Source organism: Flavobacterium xueshanense (genome assembly GCF_900112975.1).
Taxonomy (GTDB): Bacteria; Bacteroidota; Bacteroidia; order Flavobacteriales; family Flavobacteriaceae; genus Flavobacterium; species Flavobacterium xueshanense.
Genome location: NZ_FONQ01000002.1, coordinates 428625 through 451275, shown reverse-complemented (window position 1 = coordinate 451275; position 22651 = coordinate 428625). Strand labels below are relative to the sequence as shown.

Annotated in this window: 23 protein-coding genes and 1 pseudogene; 12 read left to right on the top strand and 12 right to left on the bottom strand. The window is 34.9% G+C overall.

Annotation, left to right across the window (positions count from 1 at the left end):
* Window positions 1-225: 225 nt before the first annotated feature.
* The 5 genes and pseudogenes from BMZ76_RS04245 to gdhA all read right to left on the bottom strand — a co-directional run bounded on the left by BMZ76_RS04245 (window position 226) and on the right by gdhA (window position 6788).
* Window positions 226-1263: an alpha/beta hydrolase gene (locus tag BMZ76_RS04245; protein ID WP_091203466.1), complete on the bottom strand. Its 1038-nt coding sequence runs from the start codon at window positions 1261-1263 to the stop codon at window positions 226-228.
* Window positions 1264-1618: 355 nt separating this feature from the next.
* Window positions 1619-1762, bottom strand: a pseudogene (locus BMZ76_RS04240) (helix-turn-helix transcriptional regulator); the annotation flags it as partial.
* 465 nt (window positions 1763-2227) lie between these two features.
* The gene (gene recO, locus BMZ76_RS04235; RefSeq protein WP_091203465.1) at window positions 2228-2941 is read right to left on the bottom strand and encodes a DNA repair protein RecO; all 714 of its coding nucleotides are present in this window, start codon (window positions 2939-2941) and stop codon (window positions 2228-2230) included.
* Between the two features lie 90 nt (window positions 2942-3031).
* Complete coding sequence (gene porZ / locus BMZ76_RS04230) at window positions 3032-5320, bottom strand: type IX secretion system anionic LPS delivery protein PorZ (protein WP_091203464.1); 2289 nt, start codon at window positions 5318-5320, stop codon at window positions 3032-3034.
* Window positions 5321-5444: 124 nt separating this feature from the next.
* Window positions 5445-6788, bottom strand: a complete 1344-nt coding sequence (gene gdhA / locus BMZ76_RS04225) for an NADP-specific glutamate dehydrogenase (RefSeq protein ID WP_091203463.1) — start codon at window positions 6786-6788, stop codon at window positions 5445-5447.
* Window positions 6789-7066: 278 nt separating this feature from the next.
* Here gdhA and BMZ76_RS04220 point away from each other — a divergent pair, with 278 nt between their 5' ends.
* The gene (locus BMZ76_RS04220; RefSeq protein WP_091203462.1) at window positions 7067-7870 is read left to right on the top strand and encodes a THC0290_0291 family protein; all 804 of its coding nucleotides are present in this window, start codon (window positions 7067-7069) and stop codon (window positions 7868-7870) included.
* Window positions 7871-7949: 79 nt separating this feature from the next.
* Here the strand turns inward: BMZ76_RS04220 and BMZ76_RS04215 are convergent, their stop codons facing one another.
* Window positions 7950-9095: a cystathionine gamma-synthase gene (locus tag BMZ76_RS04215; protein WP_091203461.1), complete on the bottom strand. Its 1146-nt coding sequence runs from the start codon at window positions 9093-9095 to the stop codon at window positions 7950-7952.
* Between the two features lie 101 nt (window positions 9096-9196).
* Here BMZ76_RS04215 and BMZ76_RS04210 point away from each other — a divergent pair, with 101 nt between their 5' ends.
* Entirely contained in the window at window positions 9197-9940 is a 744-nt protein-coding gene (locus BMZ76_RS04210; RefSeq protein WP_091203460.1) for a DUF3298 and DUF4163 domain-containing protein, read from the top strand.
* 140 nt (window positions 9941-10080) lie between these two features.
* On the opposite strand, the gene BMZ76_RS04205 is transcribed toward BMZ76_RS04210, so the two are convergent.
* Entirely contained in the window at window positions 10081-10539 is a 459-nt protein-coding gene (locus BMZ76_RS04205) for a DinB family protein (RefSeq protein ID WP_091203459.1), read from the bottom strand.
* Between the two features lie 76 nt (window positions 10540-10615).
* On the opposite strand from BMZ76_RS04205, the gene BMZ76_RS04200 reads away from it, so the two are divergent.
* The 5 genes from BMZ76_RS04200 to nadD all read left to right on the top strand — a co-directional run bounded on the left by BMZ76_RS04200 (window position 10616) and on the right by nadD (window position 14207).
* Window positions 10616-10966: an arsenate reductase family protein gene (locus BMZ76_RS04200; RefSeq protein ID WP_091203458.1), complete on the top strand. Its 351-nt coding sequence runs from the start codon at window positions 10616-10618 to the stop codon at window positions 10964-10966.
* Window positions 10966-11847, top strand: a complete 882-nt coding sequence (locus BMZ76_RS04195; RefSeq protein WP_091203457.1) for a DMT family transporter — start codon at window positions 10966-10968, stop codon at window positions 11845-11847. Before BMZ76_RS04200 ends, BMZ76_RS04195 begins: the two co-directional genes overlap by 1 nt.
* Window positions 11848-12050: 203 nt before the next feature.
* A complete protein-coding gene (locus tag BMZ76_RS04190; RefSeq protein ID WP_091203456.1) occupies window positions 12051-12911 on the top strand; it encodes a YicC/YloC family endoribonuclease in 861 nt (286 codons plus the stop codon).
* Between the two features lie 29 nt (window positions 12912-12940).
* Window positions 12941-13516, top strand: coding sequence for a guanylate kinase (gene gmk, locus BMZ76_RS04185; protein ID WP_091203455.1), 576 nt, complete (start codon window positions 12941-12943; stop codon window positions 13514-13516).
* A 67-nt stretch (window positions 13517-13583) separates the two neighbouring features.
* Complete coding sequence (nadD, locus tag BMZ76_RS04180; protein ID WP_091203454.1) at window positions 13584-14207, top strand: nicotinate (nicotinamide) nucleotide adenylyltransferase; 624 nt, start codon at window positions 13584-13586, stop codon at window positions 14205-14207.
* 198 nt (window positions 14208-14405) lie between these two features.
* Here the strand turns inward: nadD and BMZ76_RS04175 are convergent, their stop codons facing one another.
* Window positions 14406-15302, bottom strand: coding sequence for a LysR family transcriptional regulator (locus BMZ76_RS04175; protein ID WP_091203453.1), 897 nt, complete (start codon window positions 15300-15302; stop codon window positions 14406-14408).
* Window positions 15303-15388: 86 nt separating this feature from the next.
* On the opposite strand from BMZ76_RS04175, the gene BMZ76_RS04170 reads away from it, so the two are divergent.
* The 4 genes from BMZ76_RS04170 to BMZ76_RS04155 all read left to right on the top strand — a co-directional run bounded on the left by BMZ76_RS04170 (window position 15389) and on the right by BMZ76_RS04155 (window position 18879).
* Window positions 15389-16153, top strand: coding sequence for a type 1 glutamine amidotransferase domain-containing protein (locus tag BMZ76_RS04170; RefSeq protein ID WP_167547414.1), 765 nt, complete (start codon window positions 15389-15391; stop codon window positions 16151-16153).
* A gap of 4 nt (window positions 16154-16157) precedes the next feature.
* Window positions 16158-17321 carry an iron-containing alcohol dehydrogenase gene (locus BMZ76_RS04165; protein WP_091203452.1) on the top strand — a complete coding sequence of 388 codons (1164 nt, stop codon included), beginning with the start codon at window positions 16158-16160 and terminating at the stop codon, window positions 17319-17321.
* A 306-nt stretch (window positions 17322-17627) separates the two neighbouring features.
* Window positions 17628-18623 carry an NAD(P)H-dependent glycerol-3-phosphate dehydrogenase gene (locus BMZ76_RS04160; protein ID WP_091203521.1) on the top strand — a complete coding sequence of 332 codons (996 nt, stop codon included), beginning with the start codon at window positions 17628-17630 and terminating at the stop codon, window positions 18621-18623.
* A 37-nt stretch (window positions 18624-18660) separates the two neighbouring features.
* Complete coding sequence (locus tag BMZ76_RS04155; RefSeq protein ID WP_091203451.1) at window positions 18661-18879, top strand: hypothetical protein; 219 nt, start codon at window positions 18661-18663, stop codon at window positions 18877-18879.
* Window positions 18880-19103: 224 nt separating this feature from the next.
* On the opposite strand, the gene BMZ76_RS04150 is transcribed toward BMZ76_RS04155, so the two are convergent.
* From BMZ76_RS04150 to BMZ76_RS04140, 3 genes are all read right to left on the bottom strand, one after another.
* Entirely contained in the window at window positions 19104-19511 is a 408-nt protein-coding gene (locus BMZ76_RS04150) for a hypothetical protein (protein WP_091203450.1), read from the bottom strand.
* A gap of 219 nt (window positions 19512-19730) precedes the next feature.
* Complete coding sequence (pheS, locus tag BMZ76_RS04145; RefSeq protein ID WP_091203449.1) at window positions 19731-20750, bottom strand: phenylalanine--tRNA ligase subunit alpha; 1020 nt, start codon at window positions 20748-20750, stop codon at window positions 19731-19733.
* A 101-nt stretch (window positions 20751-20851) separates the two neighbouring features.
* Window positions 20852-21208 (bottom strand): hypothetical protein, encoded by a 357-nt coding sequence (locus BMZ76_RS04140; protein WP_091203448.1) that lies wholly within the window; start codon window positions 21206-21208, stop codon window positions 20852-20854.
* Window positions 21209-21342: 134 nt separating this feature from the next.
* Here BMZ76_RS04140 and BMZ76_RS04135 point away from each other — a divergent pair, with 134 nt between their 5' ends.
* Window positions 21343-21846 carry a CvpA family protein gene (locus BMZ76_RS04135; protein WP_091203447.1) on the top strand — a complete coding sequence of 168 codons (504 nt, stop codon included), beginning with the start codon at window positions 21343-21345 and terminating at the stop codon, window positions 21844-21846.
* Between the two features lie 56 nt (window positions 21847-21902).
* On the opposite strand, the gene BMZ76_RS04130 is transcribed toward BMZ76_RS04135, so the two are convergent.
* Window positions 21903-22646 carry a tetratricopeptide repeat protein gene (locus tag BMZ76_RS04130; RefSeq protein WP_091203446.1) on the bottom strand — a complete coding sequence of 248 codons (744 nt, stop codon included), beginning with the start codon at window positions 22644-22646 and terminating at the stop codon, window positions 21903-21905.
* Window positions 22647-22651: the final 5 nt, after the last annotated feature.

Below are 22651 nucleotides of genomic sequence, written 5' to 3'. Positions count from 1 at the left end.
TCTATATCAAAGTGCGAAAGTAATAAATAGTTATGAGTTATAAGTAAAGAGTGAAGAGTTTTTGCATTATCGAGGACGTTGGGATGCTATTATAAAGTATAAATGAAATAAAAATCTATGTGTCAGTTTTGTCCAGTTCTGAGAAAACAATAAAAAAGCATCCAGATTGACAGATCAAGGATGCTTTTTTTAAAAATATATGATTTACACGTGCAAAATTAAGCTTTATTTCAATGCCTTTTTTATTTCTGAAGCTGCTTGCAATAAGGCTGATTTAGTTCCGGGAACGGTGCTAATTGGATTTAACAATCCCCAGTCGTGAATCATGCCATTATAACGTGTTGCAGTGACTTTTACTCCTGCTTCGTCTAACTTACGCGCATACGCTTCTCCTTCATCTCTTAAAATATCATTTTGTGCTGTTTGTACCAATGCTGGTGGCAATCCTTTTAATTGATTAGTTGTTGCCTGCAAGGGTGAGGCATAAATTTCCTTACGTTGTTTTGGGTCAGTTGTATAATTATCCCACATCCACATCATTGAATTTTTAGTCAGGAATCGATCTTTCGCAAATAAATTATAGGATTCTGTTTCAAAATTAGCATCGGTAATTGGCCAAAATAAAACCTGTAATTTAATAGTCGGTCCTTTTTTATCTTTAGCCATTAACGCGACAACCGCCGCCATGTTTCCGCCAGCGCTGTTTCCCGAAACCGCAAGTCTTTTACCATCTACTCCTATTTCTTTTCCATTTTCAGCCACCCATTTCGTAGCATTATAAGCTTGATTGATCGCAACTGGATAATGAGCTTCTGGAGATGGCGTATAATTAACAAAAACCGCTGCAGCACCAGATTCAACCACTAAATCTCTAATCATACGTTGATGAGTAGGAAAATCTCCAAGCACCCAGCCTCCTCCGTGAAAGAACATAAAAACAGGTAATTCGCCTTTTGCATTTGCGGGTTTGACTATGTTCAGCACAATGTTTTGTCCATCCACTACAATCGTTTTGTCTGTAACAACTACGCCAGAGATGTCAACTTTTACTGACGACTGCAAGGCGGTCAGCGCTGCCCGGCCTTCTTTTGGTGGCAATTGTTCTGCTGGTTTACCCGGTGCAGAATTAAGGACTTTCAAAAATTCTCTGACATTGCTATCAATGTTAGGATCTTTTGAAGCGTCTTTTGTTTGTGCAACTACTTCACCTGAAAAAGCAATCGCCAACAACAATGTTCCGAATTTTTTTAGTTTTGATTTCATGTTATGAGTTTTAAATTTAATAAAAGAACAGTATTCCGTAAATGAATTCTATCGAAATTAGGGCTTCTTGTTGTACTAAATTATACTATGACCTTTGATGTTTTAAAACTTGATTACTCCTTTACTGAAGGATAGTAAAAATAAGTTGCATAGTAGTCAAAATAATGATTATCAGTAGGTTGGAAAATAAAAATGAATAATTATATCAAATATACTAAATAATTATTTGACAATTTTAAAATTTATAAGTTCTTTAATAGCATTTTTAATGATACGCTAAATCAGAAAAAATATCAGTAAATTATTGATTATTTTAACTACGCAGAATTTCTTATCAATTTACAGTTATTACCTATTATTTTTCATCGCCTTCTAACTCGAAGAAATCATTAACTGATTTTTCAAATAACTTTGACAGTTTTAGCGCCAGAAGTGTTGATGGCACAAACCGATTGGTTTCAATGGAATTTATGGTTTGCCGAGAAACGCCTATTTTCTCCGCTAATTCTTCTTAGGTGATATTTAAAATGGCGCGTTCTACTTTTAGTCTATTCTTCATTGTACGCTTTTTTTAAAATACTAAAATTCAATAATAGAACAACAAAGAACATTTATAGTTTAGTGTTACTTCCTTTTGTTTTTTATCGAGTTACGATATTCTACAAAAAATAGCATGACAAAAATTAGGTATCCTACTGCTTTAATCCACTTGCTAATATTGTAATCCGTAAATAATTGTAACGAAATAATAGTTACTGAAATCAAAATCAAAATTAATTTTATATATTTCATTTCATGTTTTTATATAGTTAGTAACCTATGTTTTTATCCATTTTTTCGATATCGCCTTCTTGTTTTACTTTTGGTTTCATAAAGATAATTAGATAAAGCTTGTTTTCCATAAAGAATAACAAACTTGATTAAAAGACAAATAAACTTTACTTTTTGATATAAAATTTAATTTTTAAGAGAAAACTTCTCTTAAAACATCTAAAGATTTTGGTTTTTTAAATCCGTCCAAATGAAAACTGTAGTAATCAATCAGTATTCTCAATATGATTTGTCTTTCGATGACATGAAATGTTTTTTGATTGTTATCGAATTTTAAATCAATCAATTTTTTAAATAAATTACTTTCATGCTCCGTAAGTGAACTGATGGCGTTAAAAGGCGTAAAAATACCTTCATTCATTTCGAAAAAAGGCATGTCAATATCAGAAATATCAGGATAAAACCCCAAATATTTTGTGGTTTCCAATAATAAAATTAAATGGAAATTAGTAATTTCATCATGATTGTCCAACCAAAGCAAAGCCGTTTCCAGAAAGGTAAACAAATGCTCATTCGTTTCCTCTTCATGAATTGAATGGTGCAACATTTCAGAAATGAACATTACAATCGTACTTTTATAAATATCTGAATATATCGAATGAAAAGGCGAGGCAATTTTTATTTCCTTGAAATTTTCTAAAGTGCCTTTGTTTTTATGAACCGCCTCAATCTCAAGAATTGTCAAGGGTTGAAAATATGCAATTTTCTGATTGGATTTTCTAGAAGAAAAAGCATCCCGAACAAAATACGATTTTAACCCATGAGACAAAGTGAAGCATTTCACAATCAAGCTTTTTTCTTGAAATTTTAAAGACGAAATGACGATGGCTTTGGTTTTTACTAACAAGTTTATAGAATTAGATTATTAGACTTCTTAGATTATTAGATTTTACAGAACTGACCACTATTTTCATACTTAGTGACTGATCACTGAGCACTATCTAATTATCATTACTTTCTTTACTTTCGTTTCCACGCCGTCTTGTGCCGAAATAAATATCATATATACCCCTGATGCGACTTTGTATTTACCAAAAGCCGTGGTGTCCCATTCCATCGTACCACCTTCTGAAGTGGCTTCATGCACTAAATTTCCTTCAATATCGGTGATTTTAATAGTAGCTTTATCCAGCAATCCGGCAATTTTGATGGTTCCTTGGTATTCTGGTCGCACTGGATTTGGATAGACGTATGCATTACTTAAATCATCATTGGCGGCAGTCGAAACTCCTTTAAAAGAAACCAATCCTTTCGCAGTAGCGATAAAAACTTCGCCTGTAGCATCGTTTATATCGATATCATTTATAACGTTACTGGGCAACGGTGAGTTGTTTATTGTAAAATGATACTTGGTTTCCTGTCCGTTTGGCGACACTAAAAACAATCCTGAATCCGCAGTGCCAATCCATTTATTGTTCGCCCCATCGACGGCAATGTCAGTAATAAATTGTTCGTACAACAACTCTTGCGCCAGATTATCCTCTAAAATTATTATTGGATTCGCTGTCATTTGGTCCCCTGATTGAAAACTACCAACGTTTGGCAAAACTCGCAACCCTTTTGTCGTTCCTATCCACAATTGGTTTCTGGTATCTACCGCAACCACTCTTACATTTGAAATTGGCAAATTCCCGGTATCAGGTCCTGTTGTTATTTTTTTAAATTTATTGCTACTTTCATTAAAACCAACAACACCATCTTCACTAGTAGAAAGCCATTTGGTTCCATTTTTATCGATGGCAATTGTGCCAAAATTATTATCTATCGCTGAAGCCAAAATCGCATCCATAGCATAACTTTGCCACTGCCCATTTGGTTTCAGTACTTTCAATCCATTTTTTATTCGGCTGGTGGTAACCCAAAGATTCCCTGATTTGTCAAATGCCGTTCCATTTACCCTGATGTCAATATAATTAGGGCCCACAAATGTCAAAGACTCTAAACCACTGTTGGTTTGATTGTACAAAATTTTTGGTACGTCATTCTCTATTTTTAATAATCCCGAAAAAAAAGAACTTGCATATACTTCATTTTCATTGCTGGGATTAATTGTAACTCTGGTCATCGATTTCGCCCCAAAAACTTTTTCATAAGGAATATTTAACCATCCAGCAGCACTGAATTTACTGATACCGTAACTGTTTAATGGATACGGATTGTAATCTCCTGAATAATCTCCGTAAACTGTCCAAAGCACATTCGGTGTGGCCTGAAGCGCGAATATATTGTTTCTGGAAGGACCTGCAGGTGTTATATTTTCAAAAGTTGCAGCCGAAGAAAGCGAAGTGGTAATAAATCCGTTTTCTTTTGTTCCAATAAAAACAACATCTCCTATTATAGTAGCGCAGGTAAATCCAAGATTGCTTTCCGGGATTTGATTGGTATTTATTTGGCGCAATAAAACCATTTGATTGTTGTATATATAGATACTATTCAAAGTTGTTAGTATTAAATAATTTGTTGTTGCTCGCATATCTACTGCACGCTGAGGAAGCTGAGTAAATCCAGTAAAAGAATTTGATGTGGTAGAAAATTTTTGAACATTCCCAAAAGAATCAACAGCATACAAATCGGTGCCAAAAGTTGTTATTCCGGACCAATTTCCGGTTGTAATTGTTGCCCATTGATTGAAATCGATTAAATTTTCATTAAAAATAGCAGCTCTTTTTATTCCATTATTGGTAGTGGCATAAATAAACCCATTGAACAATGCAGTTTGATTCACAATGATTTCAGCTCCATTATCACCAATAAAATAAGTATCGCCAAATTGCATCGTGGTCAAATTAAATTGGACAATTCCAAAATCACAGGAAACATAAGTAACACCTTCAAATTCCATGAAGTGATTGATTTTTTTTATGTTTGCCGGAAGGTGTTTATTGACAATATCGACGACACTCAGGATACTTCCATCGGCTTCATTAATGACAATTATGAGTCCGTTTTCATAACCTACAATTGTTTTATTGAATGTTGCGCTGTGGTAAACCGATGAAATAGTTTGTCCTGAAAGTCCATCAATAGTATTGGTCGTTTTGATTAAGTTTGTTGTGGTATTCTTGGAAAATAATGCATTTTCTGATGCGGCAAAAACAGCGGTTACAGATTCCGAGACATCTTTAATTTCATTGTAGGAGAAATAACCCTGCCATGACAAATCACTTTGGGCAAAACCCATTTGTACAAAAAGCAGAAACAAAAAACTTAAAACGCTCTTTTTCATTATTTGTATGACTATTGGTTTACAAATATAGAACAAACGAAAGTCTTAGCATTTTGTTACATAAAAAAAATGCCTTCGACCACTAACATGGAAGAAGGCATTTTAAATTATAATAAAACCTGATTTACACCACTCCTTGAGCTAGCATAGCATCAGCTACTTTTACAAATCCGGCAATGTTTGCTCCTTTTACGTAATTCACATAACCTTCGCTGTCTGTACCGTATTTTTTACATTGATTGTGTATTCCAACCATGATTTCTTTTAACCTTGAATCTACTTCTTCGCTTGTCCAGTTCAAACGAATAGAGTTTTGAGTCATTTCTAATCCTGACGCTGCTACACCACCTGCATTTGCTGCTTTACCTGGTGCAAAAAGTACTTTGGCTTTCAAGAATTGTTTGATGGCCTCTAACGTACACGGCATATTTGCCGCCTCAGTTACACAAATAACACCGTTTGCAATTAATTTTTTAGCATCTTCTTCGTTCAACTCATTTTGAGTGGCACAAGGAATTGCTATATCAACTTTTACTTCCCAAACGCTTTTCCCTCTGTGGAAAACAGCTTTTGGATATTTCTCTAAATACGCTTCGGCTCTATTATCACCTCTTGCTCTCATTTCAAGCATGAAATCAATTTTATCACCAGAAATTCCTTCTTCGTCATAAATGTAACCATCAGGACCAGAAATTGTAACTACTTTTCCTCCAAGATCATTTACTTTCAAAGCAACTCCCCAAGCCACATTTCCAAATCCAGAAATTGAAACAGTCTTACCGCTAATGTTTTGACCAATAGTTCTCAACATTTGTTCCGCAAAATACACTACTCCATAACCCGTAGCTTCCGGTCTGATTAAAGAACCACCGTAAGCTAATCCTTTACCCGTCAATACTCCGGTAAATTCGTTTCTGATTCTTTTGTATTGACCAAATAAATACCCAATTTCTCTGGCTCCAACACCAATATCTCCTGCAGGGACGTCTAATTGTGGCCCGATGTGTCTGCACAATTCAGTCATGAAAGACTGGCAAAAACGCATTACTTCACCATCAGACTTTCCTTGTGGATCAAAATCAGAACCTCCTTTTCCACCGCCCATTGGCAAAGTGGTTAAACTATTTTTGAATACTTGTTCGAATGCTAAAAACTTAAGTACTGATAAATTCACGGTATGATGAAAACGTATTCCACCTTTGTAAGGTCCAATTGCTGAATTCATTTGAATTCTGAAACCTCTATTTACCTGAATTTCCCCTTGATCGTCTACCCATGGAACACGAAATATAATTGAACGTTCTGGTTCAGTTATTCTAAGGAGCAAATTTTTTCCGTCGTATTTTTTTTGCTCTGCAATAAATGGAATTACAGTTTCTGCAAATTCCCTAACAGCTTGAATAAATTCAGGTTCATTTGGATTCTTGGCTTCAACTTGAGCCATAAAATCATTTATTTTTAGTAACATAGATTATAAATAATTAATTAAGAAAACGATTTCGTTATAATTTACAAAGATACATTTTATAAAAATATTCGGACTCTGTTTTTTGAATTTATCAATAGAATTATCTTTTTATTAAGCATTCTCAAAGAATTGTATTTAAGATATCCACTTTTAAAGCTAATCACTACCACTTTCGTAAGTAAATAAGAATTTGTCTGATTATTTTTAATTGTGAATTTATGTTTATAAATGAATGATGTTTTTATATATTTGTCAGGATTTGAAAACTTTACCCCCTAATGATCAAACAAATAATACCACTTTTACTACTTTTTGTAGGGTTTTCTACTAATTTAAATGCTCAGTTCGGTGGGTTTTCTCATGAAGTGGGAATCATTGCCGGTCCGATAGCTTTTCAGTCGGATTATGGAGAACGTCATGATCTTTCTACAAACGCCGGAAACACTGGAATTGGTATTGGAATTATTCATTATTTAAACTTTTCTTATAAAGCAGATTGTAATTGTTATACTCCTGAAACGTATTTCAATGACCACTTTAAACTTAGATCTGAACTATCCTATAATAAAACCGAATTACAGCATTTTGGACAATATGTTGAAGGAAAACCGTCGCTAGGAAAAGAGCAATTGAAAGCAATGACTGGGAGTACCGCAGTAACTAATCTTGGTATGCAACTGGAATTTTTCCCATTGAGTATTCGTGATTTCACAGCAAGAACAGGTAGTTTAGGCCCATTTGTAAGCGTTGGCGGGCAATTTAGTTATTACAATGCCGAAGCCTCCTCCACTCTAGGTCCGTTAGGAACTCCTTTGACAACGTTGCCAAAATATTTAACTCCAACCGACAGCCGTCCTTATGGATTTTCTTCGGAGAGCGGTACGGTTTGGTCCGTTGTTTCCAGTGTAGGAACTCGTTATAAATTAGCGCCTCTATCGGACTTAATGGTTGATTTAAGATTTCAATATTTCTTTTCGAATTGGGTAGATGGTTTAAATCCTAATCCGGAAATTTATAAAGAAAATAAAGCAAACGACTGGTTGGTCTGGTTCAATGTGGGATATATTTATTATTTACAATAGCATTTAAAATAATCGTTATAATAAACAAAAGCTCCAATCCTAAATTTAGAATTGGAGCTTTTGTTTGAAAGATATTCTATTACGCTAACGCTTGTTTCAAATCTTCGATTAAATCTTCAGCATCTTCAATTCCTACGCTCAACCGAACCAAATCATCCGTAATACCAACTTCCTTACGCTTGTCTTCCGGGATGGAAGCATGCGTCATCAAAGCCGGATGATTCGCTAATGATTCCACTCCGCCTAAAGATTCTGCTAATGTAAAAACTTTTAATTTCTCCAGAAAGTCAATTGCATCTTCTTTCTTGCCTGAAACGAAAGTAAATGACACCATTCCTCCAAAACCACTCATTTGCTTTTTGGCAATTTCATGATACGGATGGCTTGGCAATCCCGGGTAATAAACAGTTTTTACTTTTGGATGATTGTTTAAAAACGCTACGACTTTCCCTCCATTTTCACAATGTCTTTCCACGCGCAAATGCAAGGTTTTAATTCCTCTAAGAACCAAGAAACTATCCATTGGCCCCAAAGTTGCTCCTGTCGCAAATTGTTGAAAATGCAATTGTTCCCCCAGCGCTTCATCTTTTACAATCAAAGCCCCAGCAATAACATCAGAATGGCCTCCCAAATATTTAGTTGCGGAATGCATTACAATATCAGCTCCTAAATCCAAAGGTTTTTGCAAATAAGGCGTTGCAAAAGTATTATCAACCGCAAAAAGGATTTTCTTTTCCTTGGTAATTTTTGCAATTTCCTGAATATCGGCTAGTTTCATCAAAGGATTCGTTGGTGTTTCTACCCAAACCAATTTTGTATTTTCGTTAATTAATGACTTGAATTTCTCGATATCATTCATATCCACAAAATGAAATTTAATACCGGAATCTTTATAAATTCTGGTAAACATTCTGTAGGTTCCACCATATAAATCGTCCATCGCAATGATTTCATCCCCGGATTTGAAAGAACGCAAAACACAATCCGTTGCTGCCAAACCTGACGAAAAAGCCAATCCTCGTGTTCCATTTTCAATACTTGCCAATGCATTTTCAAGCGCGCTTCGGGTAGGATTTGCAGCTCTACTGTATTCATAATCCGGATTTATAGGCTGCCCCGGACTAGTTTGTACAAAGGTCGATGTTTGATATACTGGAGGCATAACTGCTCCTGTGCTTGGGTCATGATGTTGTCCACCGTGAATGACTTTAGTATTGAATTTCATAAGTTGAATTTTTAATGCAAAATTGTTTCGCAAATTTACCTTTTAATTTATTTTAACCAAGCTACAAGATGATACCTTTGTATTTAATTAACAATTTTGAGATGAAACACTTTATTATTTACACTTTACTACTTTTTTCAGCAGCGCAATGTTCGAACGAATTGGTTTTTGAAGAGGAATCTTTTCAGAAAAAAACCACAATGCCCTGCAAAGAAAATTGTCCTTCTATCAGTGTAAAAATTCCCGTTGCAAATGCCGTCCCGGTAGTAGCGGACAGTATCAATAAAAAAGTGTTTTCGGTAATGAAAGAGATTATTTATTTTGGCGAAAAGCCATACACGGCAACTGATTACAATGGCTTATTGGCTTCATTTATTGATTCCTACGAGAAACTCCAAAAAGAATTTCCCAATGACAAATTTGGCTGGGAAGCTGACATTGAAGGAAACGTAAAATACCAATCAGATGCCGTATTGAATATTGAAATCAAACACTACACGTACACCGGTGGCGCTCATGGATACCAAGGTTTGCGTTCCCTACTTTTTGACCCAAATACCGGAAAAACTATTTCGAATGAGGAATTGTTTCATAATAAACTGGATTTCAAGGCTTTCGCCGAAAAAAAATTCAGAGCCAAATATAAAATCCCGGCTAACAAATCTATCAATGCAACCGGTTTAATGTTTGAGAAAGAAAAGTTCCAACTGCCCCAAAATATTTTTTATACTGATAAAGGATTGCTACTTTATTACAATTCCTACGAAGCAGCATCGTATGCTGACGGACCAAAAGAATTATTATTGCCGTACACTGAAGTGAATGATTATTTGGCTGTTAAATAATAAATGGTCTTTAAAAAATCAAACATTTTTTAAAGACCAAATAGTGTTTTTTTGTTGATTGCTTAGCCCCGATAGCAGTGAAAATCCTTTTTTGATGTTTTTACCGAAAAAAGATTGCAACGAATAGCGGGAAATAGCACCTAAATAAACTTTCTGATACTCATCATGTTCCCAATATGAAGCCCTTCATGGAAATTACTGAAAGCCATAGCATCCTCGGCATTTTTCAAAACATGATCACCTGTTGAAGTGGTATATTCCATGTAATTTTTGAAAATTTTATTGTCATAATCGACTTTGGTTTGGCTGATGGTTTCAAACAACAACGATTTGATTTCGTCAACTTCGGCTTGTGTCACGATATGTTCCGGCTTGGTTCCCTTTTTGTATTTCTCTACTAATTCATCAGAAATCATCATCGGCAAACCAGAAAGCTTGTACACTAATAATTGTTGAGAAACGATAATATGGCCGATATTCCAAATCAAATTATTATTGAATCCTTCCGGAATAGTGTTGAGTTGGTCGAGAGTGTATCCCGATAGAAATTTTGAAACCATATTTCTGCTTGTAGTGCTGACGTCAAATAATTGATTCATTTTTTTATTTTTTTGATAAAAATAATCATTTTCCGTGTCAAATGAATTTTCTTTGCATAAAGAAATCGCTATTTACATGGACAAAATATATTATCTCGCATCTTGCGACACTTGCAGAAAAATCATAAAATCATTACCCAAAGAACATGATTTTAAATTTCACGATATCAAACAAGACCCGATTACTATTGCCGAGTTAGAGCAAATGCGAGAACTTTCCGGAAGCTACGAAGCACTTTTCAGCAAAAAAGCACAGTTGTACAAATCGATGGATTTGAAGAATAAATCGTTAACCGAAGCCGATTATAAAAAATACATTTTGGAACATTACACTTTTTTGAGTCGTCCCGTTTTTATCATCAAAGACAAAATTTACATTGGCAATACACAGCAAAATATGTTACAGGTAATGAAAGCGTTGGCATAATGTCCAAAAGAAATCTTGCCCTAATTGGCGCCACAATTGTCTCCATAATTTACGGCGTTACATTTACTATTGCCAAGGATGTCATGCCTTTGTACATTGATGCATCCGGCTTTATCCTATTGCGCGTAGGTGGTTCCGTGATATTATTTTGGCTGGTTTGGCTTTTTATGCCAAAGGAGAAACTTGCAATTAGTGACTTTCCCCGAATTATTGCTGCGGCTTTCTTTGGCGTAGCGTTTAATATGCTTACGTTTTTTAAAGGATTAAGCCTTACTTCTCCCATTAGTGCGGCCGTAATTATGGTTTCAACACCTATGATTGTGTTGACGCTTTCGGCCATTATTATGAAGGAACGCATGCAAAAACGAATGGTTTTTGGGATTATTCTTGGATTAATCGGAACTGCATTTCTAATTTTGTACGGGAAATCCATTGGCAGCGCCACAAACGCCGGATTGGGAAATTTTTTGGTTTTGGTCAACGCTATTTCTTATGGATTTTACCTGATTATCGTCAAGAAATTAATGGATAAATACAATGCTTTTACATTTGTAAAATGGATTTATTTGTTCGGATTTATTATGGTTTTACCTTTTGGCTGGAGCCAATTTCAAACTGTGAATTGGGCTTTGGTTCCAATGGATATTTGCTGGAAGATAGTATTTGTGGTTATTTTTTCGACCTTTCTGACGTATCTGCTCAATTTGCTTTCGATGAAAGAATTAAAACCAACCACGGTTGCTGTTTTTATTTATTTACAACCGCTATTCGCAACTATTTTTGCGATAAGCTTGGGCAAAGACGAATTGAGTTTGGTGAAAATTGGTTCCGCAGTTTTAATATTTGTCGGCGTTTATTTGGTGACACAGAAAAAAAAATAGTTTTCAGTCTCAGTTTCTAGTCTCAGTGCTAAACTGAAATCGAGTCCGAAAAATTTTAACCATTTTACTATGCTTTTTAACCATATAAGACATTTAAGAATCATACTGTTTAAATAAATGTAATTTGAACAGTTCCCCAACTGAAAACTGTGACTGAAAACTGAACACTTTTTCCTTATCTTTGACCTCTTTTAGAAAATTATATGATACAATCAATGACGGGTTTTGGGAAAGCGACTTTGCAATTACCAACCAAAAAAATCACGGTAGAAGTAAAATCTTTAAACAGTAAAGGTTTGGATTTGAATGTGAGAATGCCTTCGCTGTACCGCGAAATGGAATTGGGTTTACGCAACCAAATTGCACTCAAGCTGGAACGAGGAAAAGTAGATTTTTCTATTTTTATCGAAAGTACCGCGGAACAAACCTCGACAAAAGTGAATGTGCCGATTGTAAAAGCCTATATCAACCAATTGAGAGAAGTGTATGTCGATGCTGATGAAACGGAGCTAATGAAAATGGCAGTTCGCATGCCAGATACCATGAAAATAGAGCGTGATGAAATTGATGAAAACGACTGGGTACAAATCCAAACCGTTATCGAGGAAGCGTTGCAAAACATCTTGAACTTTAGAAGAGATGAAGGAATGTCTTTAGAAAAAGAATTTCAGTTGCGAATTGGCAATGTTCGTCAGTATATGACGGAAGCATTGGCACTAGATCCGGAACGCGTTCAAGCAATAAAAGACCGTTTACAAACTGCTATCGCAGAACTTAAAGTGAATGTAGATGAAAATCGTTTTGAGCAGGAATTAATTTATTATTTAGAGAAATTAGACATCACCGAAGAAAAAGTACGTTTGACAAATCACCTGGACTATTTCCTGGAAACCATCAATGGGACTGAGGCTAACGGCAGGAAATTAGGTTTCATCACCCAAGAAATGGGACGTGAAATAAATACTATGGGTTCTAAATCCAATCACGCACAAATGCAAAAATTAGTCGTTCAGATGAAAGACGAATTGGAAAAAATCAAGGAACAAGTATTAAACGTTCTATAAAATAGATACTGAAATAAATTCAGCATAAAATGAGCACAGGAGGAAAATTAATCGTTTTTTCGGCACCGTCAGGATCGGGAAAAACTACCATAGTTAGACATTTATTAAGCAAAGAAGATTTGAATCTTGAATTTTCAATTTCGGCAGCATCCCGCGAACCAAGAGGTGAAGAAGTAAATGGAAAAGACTATTATTTCATGTCTACGGAAGAATTTAAAAAACACATCAAAAACGAAGACTTCTTGGAATGGGAAGAAGTGTACCGCGATAATTTCTACGGAACTTTAAAAAGTGAAGTGGAACGTATTTGGGCCAAAGACAAAAATGTGATTTTTGATATTGATGTAGCTGGTGGATTGCGTATTAAGCATAAATTTCCTGAAGAAACTTTAGCAGTTTTCGTGAAACCACCAAGCGTAGATGAACTAAAAAGAAGATTGAAAGAACGTTCTACCGAAAGCGACGATAAAATCAATATGCGTATTGCCAAAGCTTCTGTAGAATTAGCAACAGCGCCACAATTTGATGTGATTATAAAAAACTACGATTTAGATATTGCTTTGGAAGAAGCGTATCAATTGGTAAAGAATTATGTAAACAAGTGAAATAGTGAATAGTGAGAAGTGAATGACTTCTTCTCACTATTCATTATTCACTAATTACTAAAATAAAATGAAAATAGGTCTGTATTTCGGAACGTTTAATCCCATTCATGTTGGGCATCTTATCATTGCCAATCACATGGCGGAGCACTCCGGTTTAGACCAAATCTGGATGGTGGTTACCCCACACAATCCTTTGAAGAAAAAAAGTACGTTACTTGATGATTACCATCGTTTGCAGATGGTGCATCTTGCCACCGAGGATTTTCCAAAAATAAAACCTTCGGATATTGAGTTTAAATTGTCACAACCTAATTACACTGTCAATACTTTAGTTCATCTTGAAGAAAAATATCCCAATTACGAGTTCTCGTTAATCATGGGTGAAGACAATCTCAGGTCGTTTCCTAAATGGAAAAACTACGAAGCAATCCTGGCGCATCACGGAATTTATGTTTATCCAAGACTTGAATCCAAAAGTTCTGCTGACGAAGCAATTTCAACCGATTCGGAAGATTTGGATTTAAAAATTTTCCAAAAATATGCGACAAAAATTCACATGATTGACGCTCCGGTTGTCGAAATATCGTCAACGTTTATTCGGGATAATATTAAAAAAGGGAAAAATGTACAGCCTTTATTACCTGCAAAAGTTTGGGAATATATTGATCATAATAATTTTTACAAGAAGTAACTCTATTAAATAATTTTCCTAAAGTAGCCTGAACATTTAAATCTATAGGCACATAATAAAATTATCCAAGCAGATTAGTTTAAAACGTGATTTTCACACATAGCTATGCAAACTATTTAAAAAGTAAGATTCTCTTGCATTTATCGCAAAATTATTTGTTTCTATGTGGTGAAAAAATAGCGTTTGTAAGAACTATTATCACCCCAAAATACTTTTTAATTCGAGTTGAATATTGTCAAAAATAGTACTCAAATTTTCATTTTTTCCTGATAATACAAATACTTCCGTACTTGGCATTTGCTTGCTGTTCCACAACAATTGGATTTTATTTTCTGCTAATAATCTTTCTGCGTTTATATCCCAAACTACTCCTATTCCGGTATTTTTCGAAATGATTTCCAGCATTTCATATTCGGACGGAATGATATAATTGGGAATCATCGATGGTCTTTTTTTGCTGAAAACATGCAACCAGAACAACTTGATCTGCGGAATCTGAGCATTGTGACTGAACCATTTTTGGTCGTTCAACCAATATTCAGTGGCCGTGAAATCCTTTATTTTGATATTGGATTTTAATTCGGAAATATCGATGTTATTGGAACCAACAATCACTTGTTTGATTTCGCCAACCTTTTTCTGAATGGTGTCAAACGTATCATATTGCTTGGTTACAATTGCAAAATCTAGTTTTTTAGAATCGACCAATTCAAAAAGCGTATCGTCTTCATGAAAGCTGAAATCAATAAAATCAAATTTTGAAACCAAGGCACTTCCCAAACTGCTCATTAAATGCTTTGAGATTCCAATTGAAATTAACCGATTCGCATTTATTGCTTTGGCACGAAAACCATTCTCTACATTTTCCAGTCGGTCCAGTGCTTCAATTATTAAATTATTGAGTAACTTAGCATATTCCGTTGGTTCCACGCCTTTAGACTTTCGATTAAAAAGTTTATAACCTACATGCGCCTCCAACATTGATATTTGCTGACTTACAGCCGGTTGACTGATGAATAGTTCTTTGGCAGCCAGAGAAAAATTACCATTTTTATATACGGATTTAAATGTTCGGTACCATTCTAGATTAACCATGATATAAATATATTTATCACAAACATAATTTAAATTATTTTTACTAATAACATATTCGCCTTAAATTTGCATAAAGAAAATCCGAAATGAGAAAGATTGCATTATTTGCCATTTTAGTATTAACCGTTAGTTGTATTTCAGCAACTGCACAAAATAAAAAAGGTATGAAAAAAGTATTATTTGTTGTTACCAGTCACGATAAACTGGGTAACACGGGAGAAAAAACAGGATTTTGGACAGAAGAATTTGCTGCACCTTATTATGAATTATTAGATAAAGGTGTCCAAATTGATATTGCTACACCGTTAGGAGGGCAACCACCAATTGATCCAAAAAGTGAAGATCCATCAGCAGCTACTGAGGACACTAAAAGATTTGATGCTGATACTGAATTATTGGCAAAACTGAAAAACACGCACAAATTAGCCGATGTAAAAGAATCTGATTATGATGCAGTTTTTTATCCCGGAGGTCACGGTCCGTTATGGGATTTAGCTACTGATAAAAATTCAATTGCCTTGATCGAATCTTTTTACAATAATAAAAAACCGATAGCTTTTGTATGTCATTCACCTGCAGCGTTAAAAAACGTAAAAGTAAATGGCGAATATTTAGTAAAAGGTAAAAAAATAACTGGATTTTCAAATACAGAAGAAGAAGCAGTAGGATTAACAAATGTCGTTCCGTTTTTATTGGAAGATGCATTACAAACAAATGGAGCAATTTATTCAAAATCAGGTGACTGGCAGCCTTATGCAGTAGAAGATGGATTATTGATTACAGGTCAGAACCCAGCTTCGTCTAAATTAGTGGCTGAAAAATTATTAAATCAACTGAATTTAAAAAAATAAAAGTATGTTAAATTTCGAATTATACAATCCTACCAATTTAATTTTTGGAAAAGGACAAATTGAAAAACTTTCCGCATTAGTGCCAGATGGAGCAAAAATCCTTCTCGCGTATGGTGGTGGAAGTATTTTCAAAAATGGAATTTATGATCAAGTAATCGAGAACCTTAAAGGTTTTGATATTGTGGAATTTGCCGGAATAGAAGCAAATCCGCATTTTGAAACTTTGATGAAAGCAGTTGCCATTATCAAAGAACAAAACATCAATTTTATTCTTGCTGTTGGTGGAGGATCTGTAATTGACGGAGTAAAGTTCATTTCGGCTGCGGCTCACTTTGATGGAAATCCAATAGATATTCTTCAAAAAAGAATAATGACTACTGATTTGACTACGATTGTCCCTTTTGGAACCATTCTAACTTTACCCGCTACAGGAAGCGAAATGAATTCCGGCGGAGTAATAACAATTGAATCTACCCAAGAAAAATTATCTTTTGGCGGTAGTGCCTTGTTTCCAAAATTCTCTATCTGTGACCCAACCGTAATTGAATCTTTGCCAAAAAGACAATTGGAAAACGGAGTTGTTGATGCGTACACTCATGTTTTGGAACAATATTTAACCTATCCGCATGAAGGTTATCTTCAGGATAGAATCGCCGAAAGTATTTTGCAAACCTTAATCCAAGTTGGTCCAGAAGTAGTTGAGAACCCTAAAGATTATGCTTTAGCTTCTAACTTTATGTGGAGTTGCACGATGGCGTTAAATGGATTAATCCAAAAAGGAGTTCCTTCAGATTGGTCGACACACATGATTGGACATGAATTAACAGCTTTGTACGGAATCGATCACGCAAGAACATTGGCAGTTGTGGGTCCAAATTTATACCGAGTGATGTTTGAAACTAAAAAAGGAAAATTGGCACAATATGGAAAACGTATTTTCAATTTGACTGGAACGGATGATGAAATCGCAAATGAAGCCATCAACAAAACCGTTGAATTTTTCCACACTATGGGAATGGAAACTAAATTATCTGATTACACCAAAGATTTTGATAAAACGGCAGATTTTATTGTGGATCGTTTTAAAGAAAGAGGTTGGTTAGGACTGGGAGAAAAACAAAACATCACTTTAGAAAAAGTAAAGTCTATTGTTGAAATGAGTTATTAATTCTAATAACTAAATACTGATTACCGTTGTTTAAAAAAAGGCGTTCTCATTTATGGGAACGCCTTTTAAAATTCTAAAATATAACTAACTAATTCAATCCGCATTTTTTGTTAATTTTTTAAACAATAAATATTGATAACGAAACAGCAGTACCTATATTGTATACAAAATCAAAAATAATTATTTTAAATTTAAAAAATTAAGACAATTACATCCTAATACCCGACAAACAGTGTGTTTCTTGGAATAATTTAATTTGCTTAATTAATGGTTTTTTAAGTACTTTTGATTAAATTCAATAAAAAAATGGCTGAAAATATAAAATTCGCAGTAATAGGCGGTGGAAGTTGGGCGACAGCGATAGCAAAAATGTTATGTGTAAATCTTACCGAAATTTCATGGTACATGCGTAATGAAGCTGCTATAGAGCATATTAAAACCTACAAGCACAATCCAAATTATTTAAGTTCGGTTGAATTTGACACCAAAAAACTGAAACTCACCAGCGATATAAACGAAGCTGTAGCATACGCGGATTACATTATTTTTGCCATTCCATCCGCTTTTTTGGATGGTGAGTTAGCAAAACTAACCGTTTCTCTAAAAGATAAAATCATTTTCTCAGCGATTAAAGGAATTGTGCCCGAAACAAGTCTGATTGTGGGCGAACATTTCCATGTCAAATACGACATTCCGTATTACAATATCGGTGTAATTACCGGTCCTTGTCACGCTGAAGAAGTTGCCATGGAGCGTCTTTCCTATCTTACGATTGCGTGCGGCGATCCTGTTAAAGCTAAAGTTGTAGCTAAAAATTTATCTGGAAATTATATCAAAACTAAAATCACAGACGATATTATAGGAACCGAATATGCAGCGATGCTAAAGAACATTTACGCTATTGCAGCAGGAATGGCTCACGGTTTAGGTTATGGCGATAATTTTCAGTCGGTTTTGATGAGTAATGGGATTCGTGAGATGAAAAAATTCATCAAGAAAGTCCACAAAATGAAACGTAACATCAATGATTCAGCTTATTTAGGCGATTTATTGGTTACCGGTTATTCTGTATTCTCCAGAAACAGAATGTTTGGGAATATGATCGGTAAAGGCTACACGGTAAAATCAGCAATGATGGAAATGAGTATGGTTGCCGAAGGATATTATGCCGCAAAAAGTGCGTATAAACTCAATCAGGCGTATGGTGCCAAAACACCAATTATAGATGCCGTTTACAGTATTTTATACGAAGGTCAGGATGCCAAAACCGTGTTCAAAAAATTAACAGATAAACTGGATTAATTCAACTACCGATTAACAATCAAAATAGAATCACTTCATGAGCGAAAGATGGAAATATCAGATAAAAACTGGCGGGATTTGGGGTGTATTTATGACGGTTTTTAATGTGCTTTTTGACATTAAAGAGATCCCTTTTTCGGAACAGGTTGCTACCGCTAATTTTTATATTCGCGCGGTTGCTTATGTCCTTGTAGGGATATTTGTGCTAGGATATTTTACCTGGAAATCCAAAGTTAAACAACAAGCCGTTAAATAATTTTTATGAATAAAAGGCGGAGATTCCAGGTTAAAAATGGGTTGATTTGGGGATTGATTATGTCCTTTTGCACAGCCGTTTTTGACGTATTCGAAATGTGTTTTGAAGATGCCTTTTTGTCCAAAAAAACTCTACTGTGAACACTTTATTTCGTTTTGGCCGGGACATTTGTAGTAAGTTATTTTAGTTGGAAGAAAAAAATAAGAATAGAAAATAGTGCTGACTTATCTCACGATAACTCCGTCAACAAATAAAATAGGCACTTCTTCGACTTCGGTTTCGTTGATGGAATTTGCTTTAAAAGCGAACTTTTTATCGTATAATTTTCCGTCCATGAAAAACGTAAGCATGAATTCATTGTTTAATGCCAAAACACTTTTTTCAATCATTTCGACTTTCACAACAGAAACTGCAGGAATCTCAGCAAAAGCGTGACGCAAAAGCGATGTTTTTTTCATTTCACCGTCAATGGTACCAAAAGCTTTGGAAACTACCATGACACTTTCAATTAGGAAATCGCTGTCATTGACTAAATAAGCGTACCATACTTTTTCCATGAAATCGTCACTCCATTCTTGGACTGCTGCAAAAAATACGTTCTCTACTTCGGGGATAATGATGTCTTTTTTCATGTCATTTGGCAGAACGAAGCAACTCTTCATTCATTATTAATTATTGTTTCGTATTTAATCTAAATCTACTGTGAACCTAAAAGCTCTAGCCCAGATAGCAGTGGAAATCCTTTTTTTAGGCTTTTCGCCTCAAAAAAGATTGTAACGAATAGCTGGAAATAGCTCCTAAAAACGCAAAAGTCAAAAATCATTAAGAGATTTCTTCGTTCCTCCCAATACCTATATACTTGATTTGAATTGCTCTAAGAAACGTACGTCATTTTCGTAAAACATACGAATATCACCAATTTGATACAACAACATGGCGATTCTTTCGATTCCCATTCCAAAGGCAAAACCAGTAAATTCCTCGGGATTAATGTTGCAGTTTTTCAATACGTTAGGATCTACCATTCCACAACCACCAATTTCTAACCAACCGGTTCCTTTGGTAATTCTATAGTCGGTTTCAGTTTTTAAACCCCAATAAATATCTATTTCAGCACTTGGTTCAGTAAACGGAAAATAAGACGGACGCAAACGGATTTTTGATTTTCCAAACATCTCTTTGGTAAAATATAAAAGCGTTTGTTTTAAATCGGCAAAAGAAACATCCTTGTCAATGTACAATCCTTCCACTTGGTGAAAAATACAGTGCGAACGCGACGAAACAGCTTCATTACGAAAAACCCTTCCCGGAGAAATGGTACGAATGGGCGGTTTGTTATTTTCCATATAACGCACTTGCACGGATGAGGTGTGCGTACGCAGCAAAATATCGGGATTCGTTTGTATGAAAAACGTGTCTTGCATGTCACGTGCCGGATGATATTCCGGAAGGTTTAACGCGGTGAAATTATGCCAGTCGTCCTCAATTTCCGGACCTTCGGAAACATTGAAACCTATGGTAGAAAAAATATCTATAATTTGGTTTTTTACCAATGAAATAGGATGACGAGAACCAATAATAACTGGTTCAGCTGAGCGAGTCAAATCTCCGTAAAAACCTTTACTTTCCTCTTTGCTCTCCAAAGCTTCTTGTATCGATTTTACTTTTTCTTCGGCAGAAGTTTTAAGCAGATTAATTACCTGTCCGAATTCCTTTTTTTGATCGTTTGGAACATTTTTGAATTCAGCAAAAAGCGCTTTCAAAAGTCCTTTACTTCCTAAAAATTTGATGCGGAACGTTTCTAATTCTGCTGTGTTTTGCGTTGAAAAGGCTTGTGCTTCGCCAATATATTCTTTTATCTTATCTATCATTTTCCTTCCGTAATTGAGAGTGCAAATTTAAGAAAAAGTTTTTAGTTTTCAGTCTCCGTTTTCATTAGATTCGTTCTGAAAAGGGAGACTGAGACTGTAAACTACGAAATTACTTTCCGTTCCAGGAAATAATTCACAATGGCTTCTTTCATCAAAACCGATTGTTCTCCTGCTTTAAGTGGCGGCAATTCCTCTTTTACTTTGTAATGAGGCCATCCTTCTTCATCAAAAAATTCGAATTCATAAAAACCATACGGCTCTAATAAACGGCAAATCGCGATGTGCATCAGGTTTAATTTCTCGTCTTTTTTAAATTCTTTATGTACTTTCCCAAGTTCCTGCACCCCAATTAGATAAATAATGGCGTCTAAATCCAAGTCCTCCCCTTGAGAAAATTGATTGGAAAGTATATTAACTAGCTGTTCCCAGCGTTCTTTAAGTTGTGTGTCTCTTGCCATTTTTTTGAATTATGAATTATGAGTTATGAAATTATAGCTCCTAAAATTATTTTGGCAAAGATAAGAACTTGAAAATTGGCAATGGTAAAGAACAATTCTTTTATATTTGCTTTTCTATTTGCTAATGAATTATTATGGGATTTTTGGATATCATTTTGGGTGTACTGCTTGCTTTTGCTTTTTATAAAGGACTGCAAAACGGACTTTTTGTTGAACTAGCCTCTTTGGTTTCGCTGTTGGCGGGAATTTATATTGCTGTCAAATTTTCCTCCTACATGAGGGATATTTTAGTGGGCTTTGTCAAATGGAATCCCAATACAATCCAAATAGTGGCTTTTGTCCTTACTTTTATGATTGTGGTTGTTGTTGTCTCTATAATAGGAAAGTTCCTGACTGGAATAGCAGATTTTGCTTTTTTAGGTTGGTTGAATAAATTGGGCGGTGGTTTTTTTAGAGTGCTGAAAACAATTTTGATTATCAGCATCGTTTTTGCAGTTTTCGAAAAAATAAATTACAATCATATTTTAACCAAAAAAGAGACGCTGGACAATTCTCTTTTTTACAATCCAATCCAAAAAATAGCGGGTTACATGTATCCTTCACTAAAGGAATGGTATAGTAGTTTGAAGAAAAAGTAAGTAGCGTTCAAACTAAATATTAGTACTGAATAGTAAAAACTGACTATTGAACACTATTATTTCACTTCTTTAATTGCACTACTTTCAATCCAGCCTTCAGTACCATCCGTAAGTTGTATTTTTTTCCATTTTCCAATAGTTTCAAACACATACACTTTGGTTCCTTCGTGAAGCGCAAATAACGGTTTTCCACCATCTCTCGGCTCCGGTTTTACATTAGCCATTTCAGCAAAAATTATAGCTGGTTTTTCTGTATCAAAATGACTTTTCTCAATAATTGCAGCGGATAATGTGATAAAAATCACAAAAACTACTGCAAACATTCCAAAGAAGAAAATCCGTTTAGAAAGCGTTTTTTGTGAAAAATAATATCCCATAAAAAACAATAAAAAAAATGTCGCCAGTCCTACAGAAACCCATCCCCAAGTATTATAGTGGTAAATTTCCGTAAAATCCCGAAGTAATTTTCCAAAACCTACTTTTGGAATTACTTTAATCTCATCAATAGTCCTTTTTTGAGCGAATTTCAAGTTGTTTACACTTTCCTTATCGTTTGGATTCAGTACCAATGCTTTTTCATAATTGTAAATCGAAGGCGCTACCTGATTCAATTTATAATACGCATTTCCTAAATTAAAATACAATTCAGAGGATTGCTTATTGTCTTTTAAAATACTTTCATAGGCAGCCACGGCTTCGGTGTACTTTCCTTTTGCATAGTACGCATTCCCTTTTTCAAAGCCGTTTTGGGCAAAGAAAACCTGAGTTGAAAGTAAAAGTATGTATAGTATGTTTTTCATCTTTA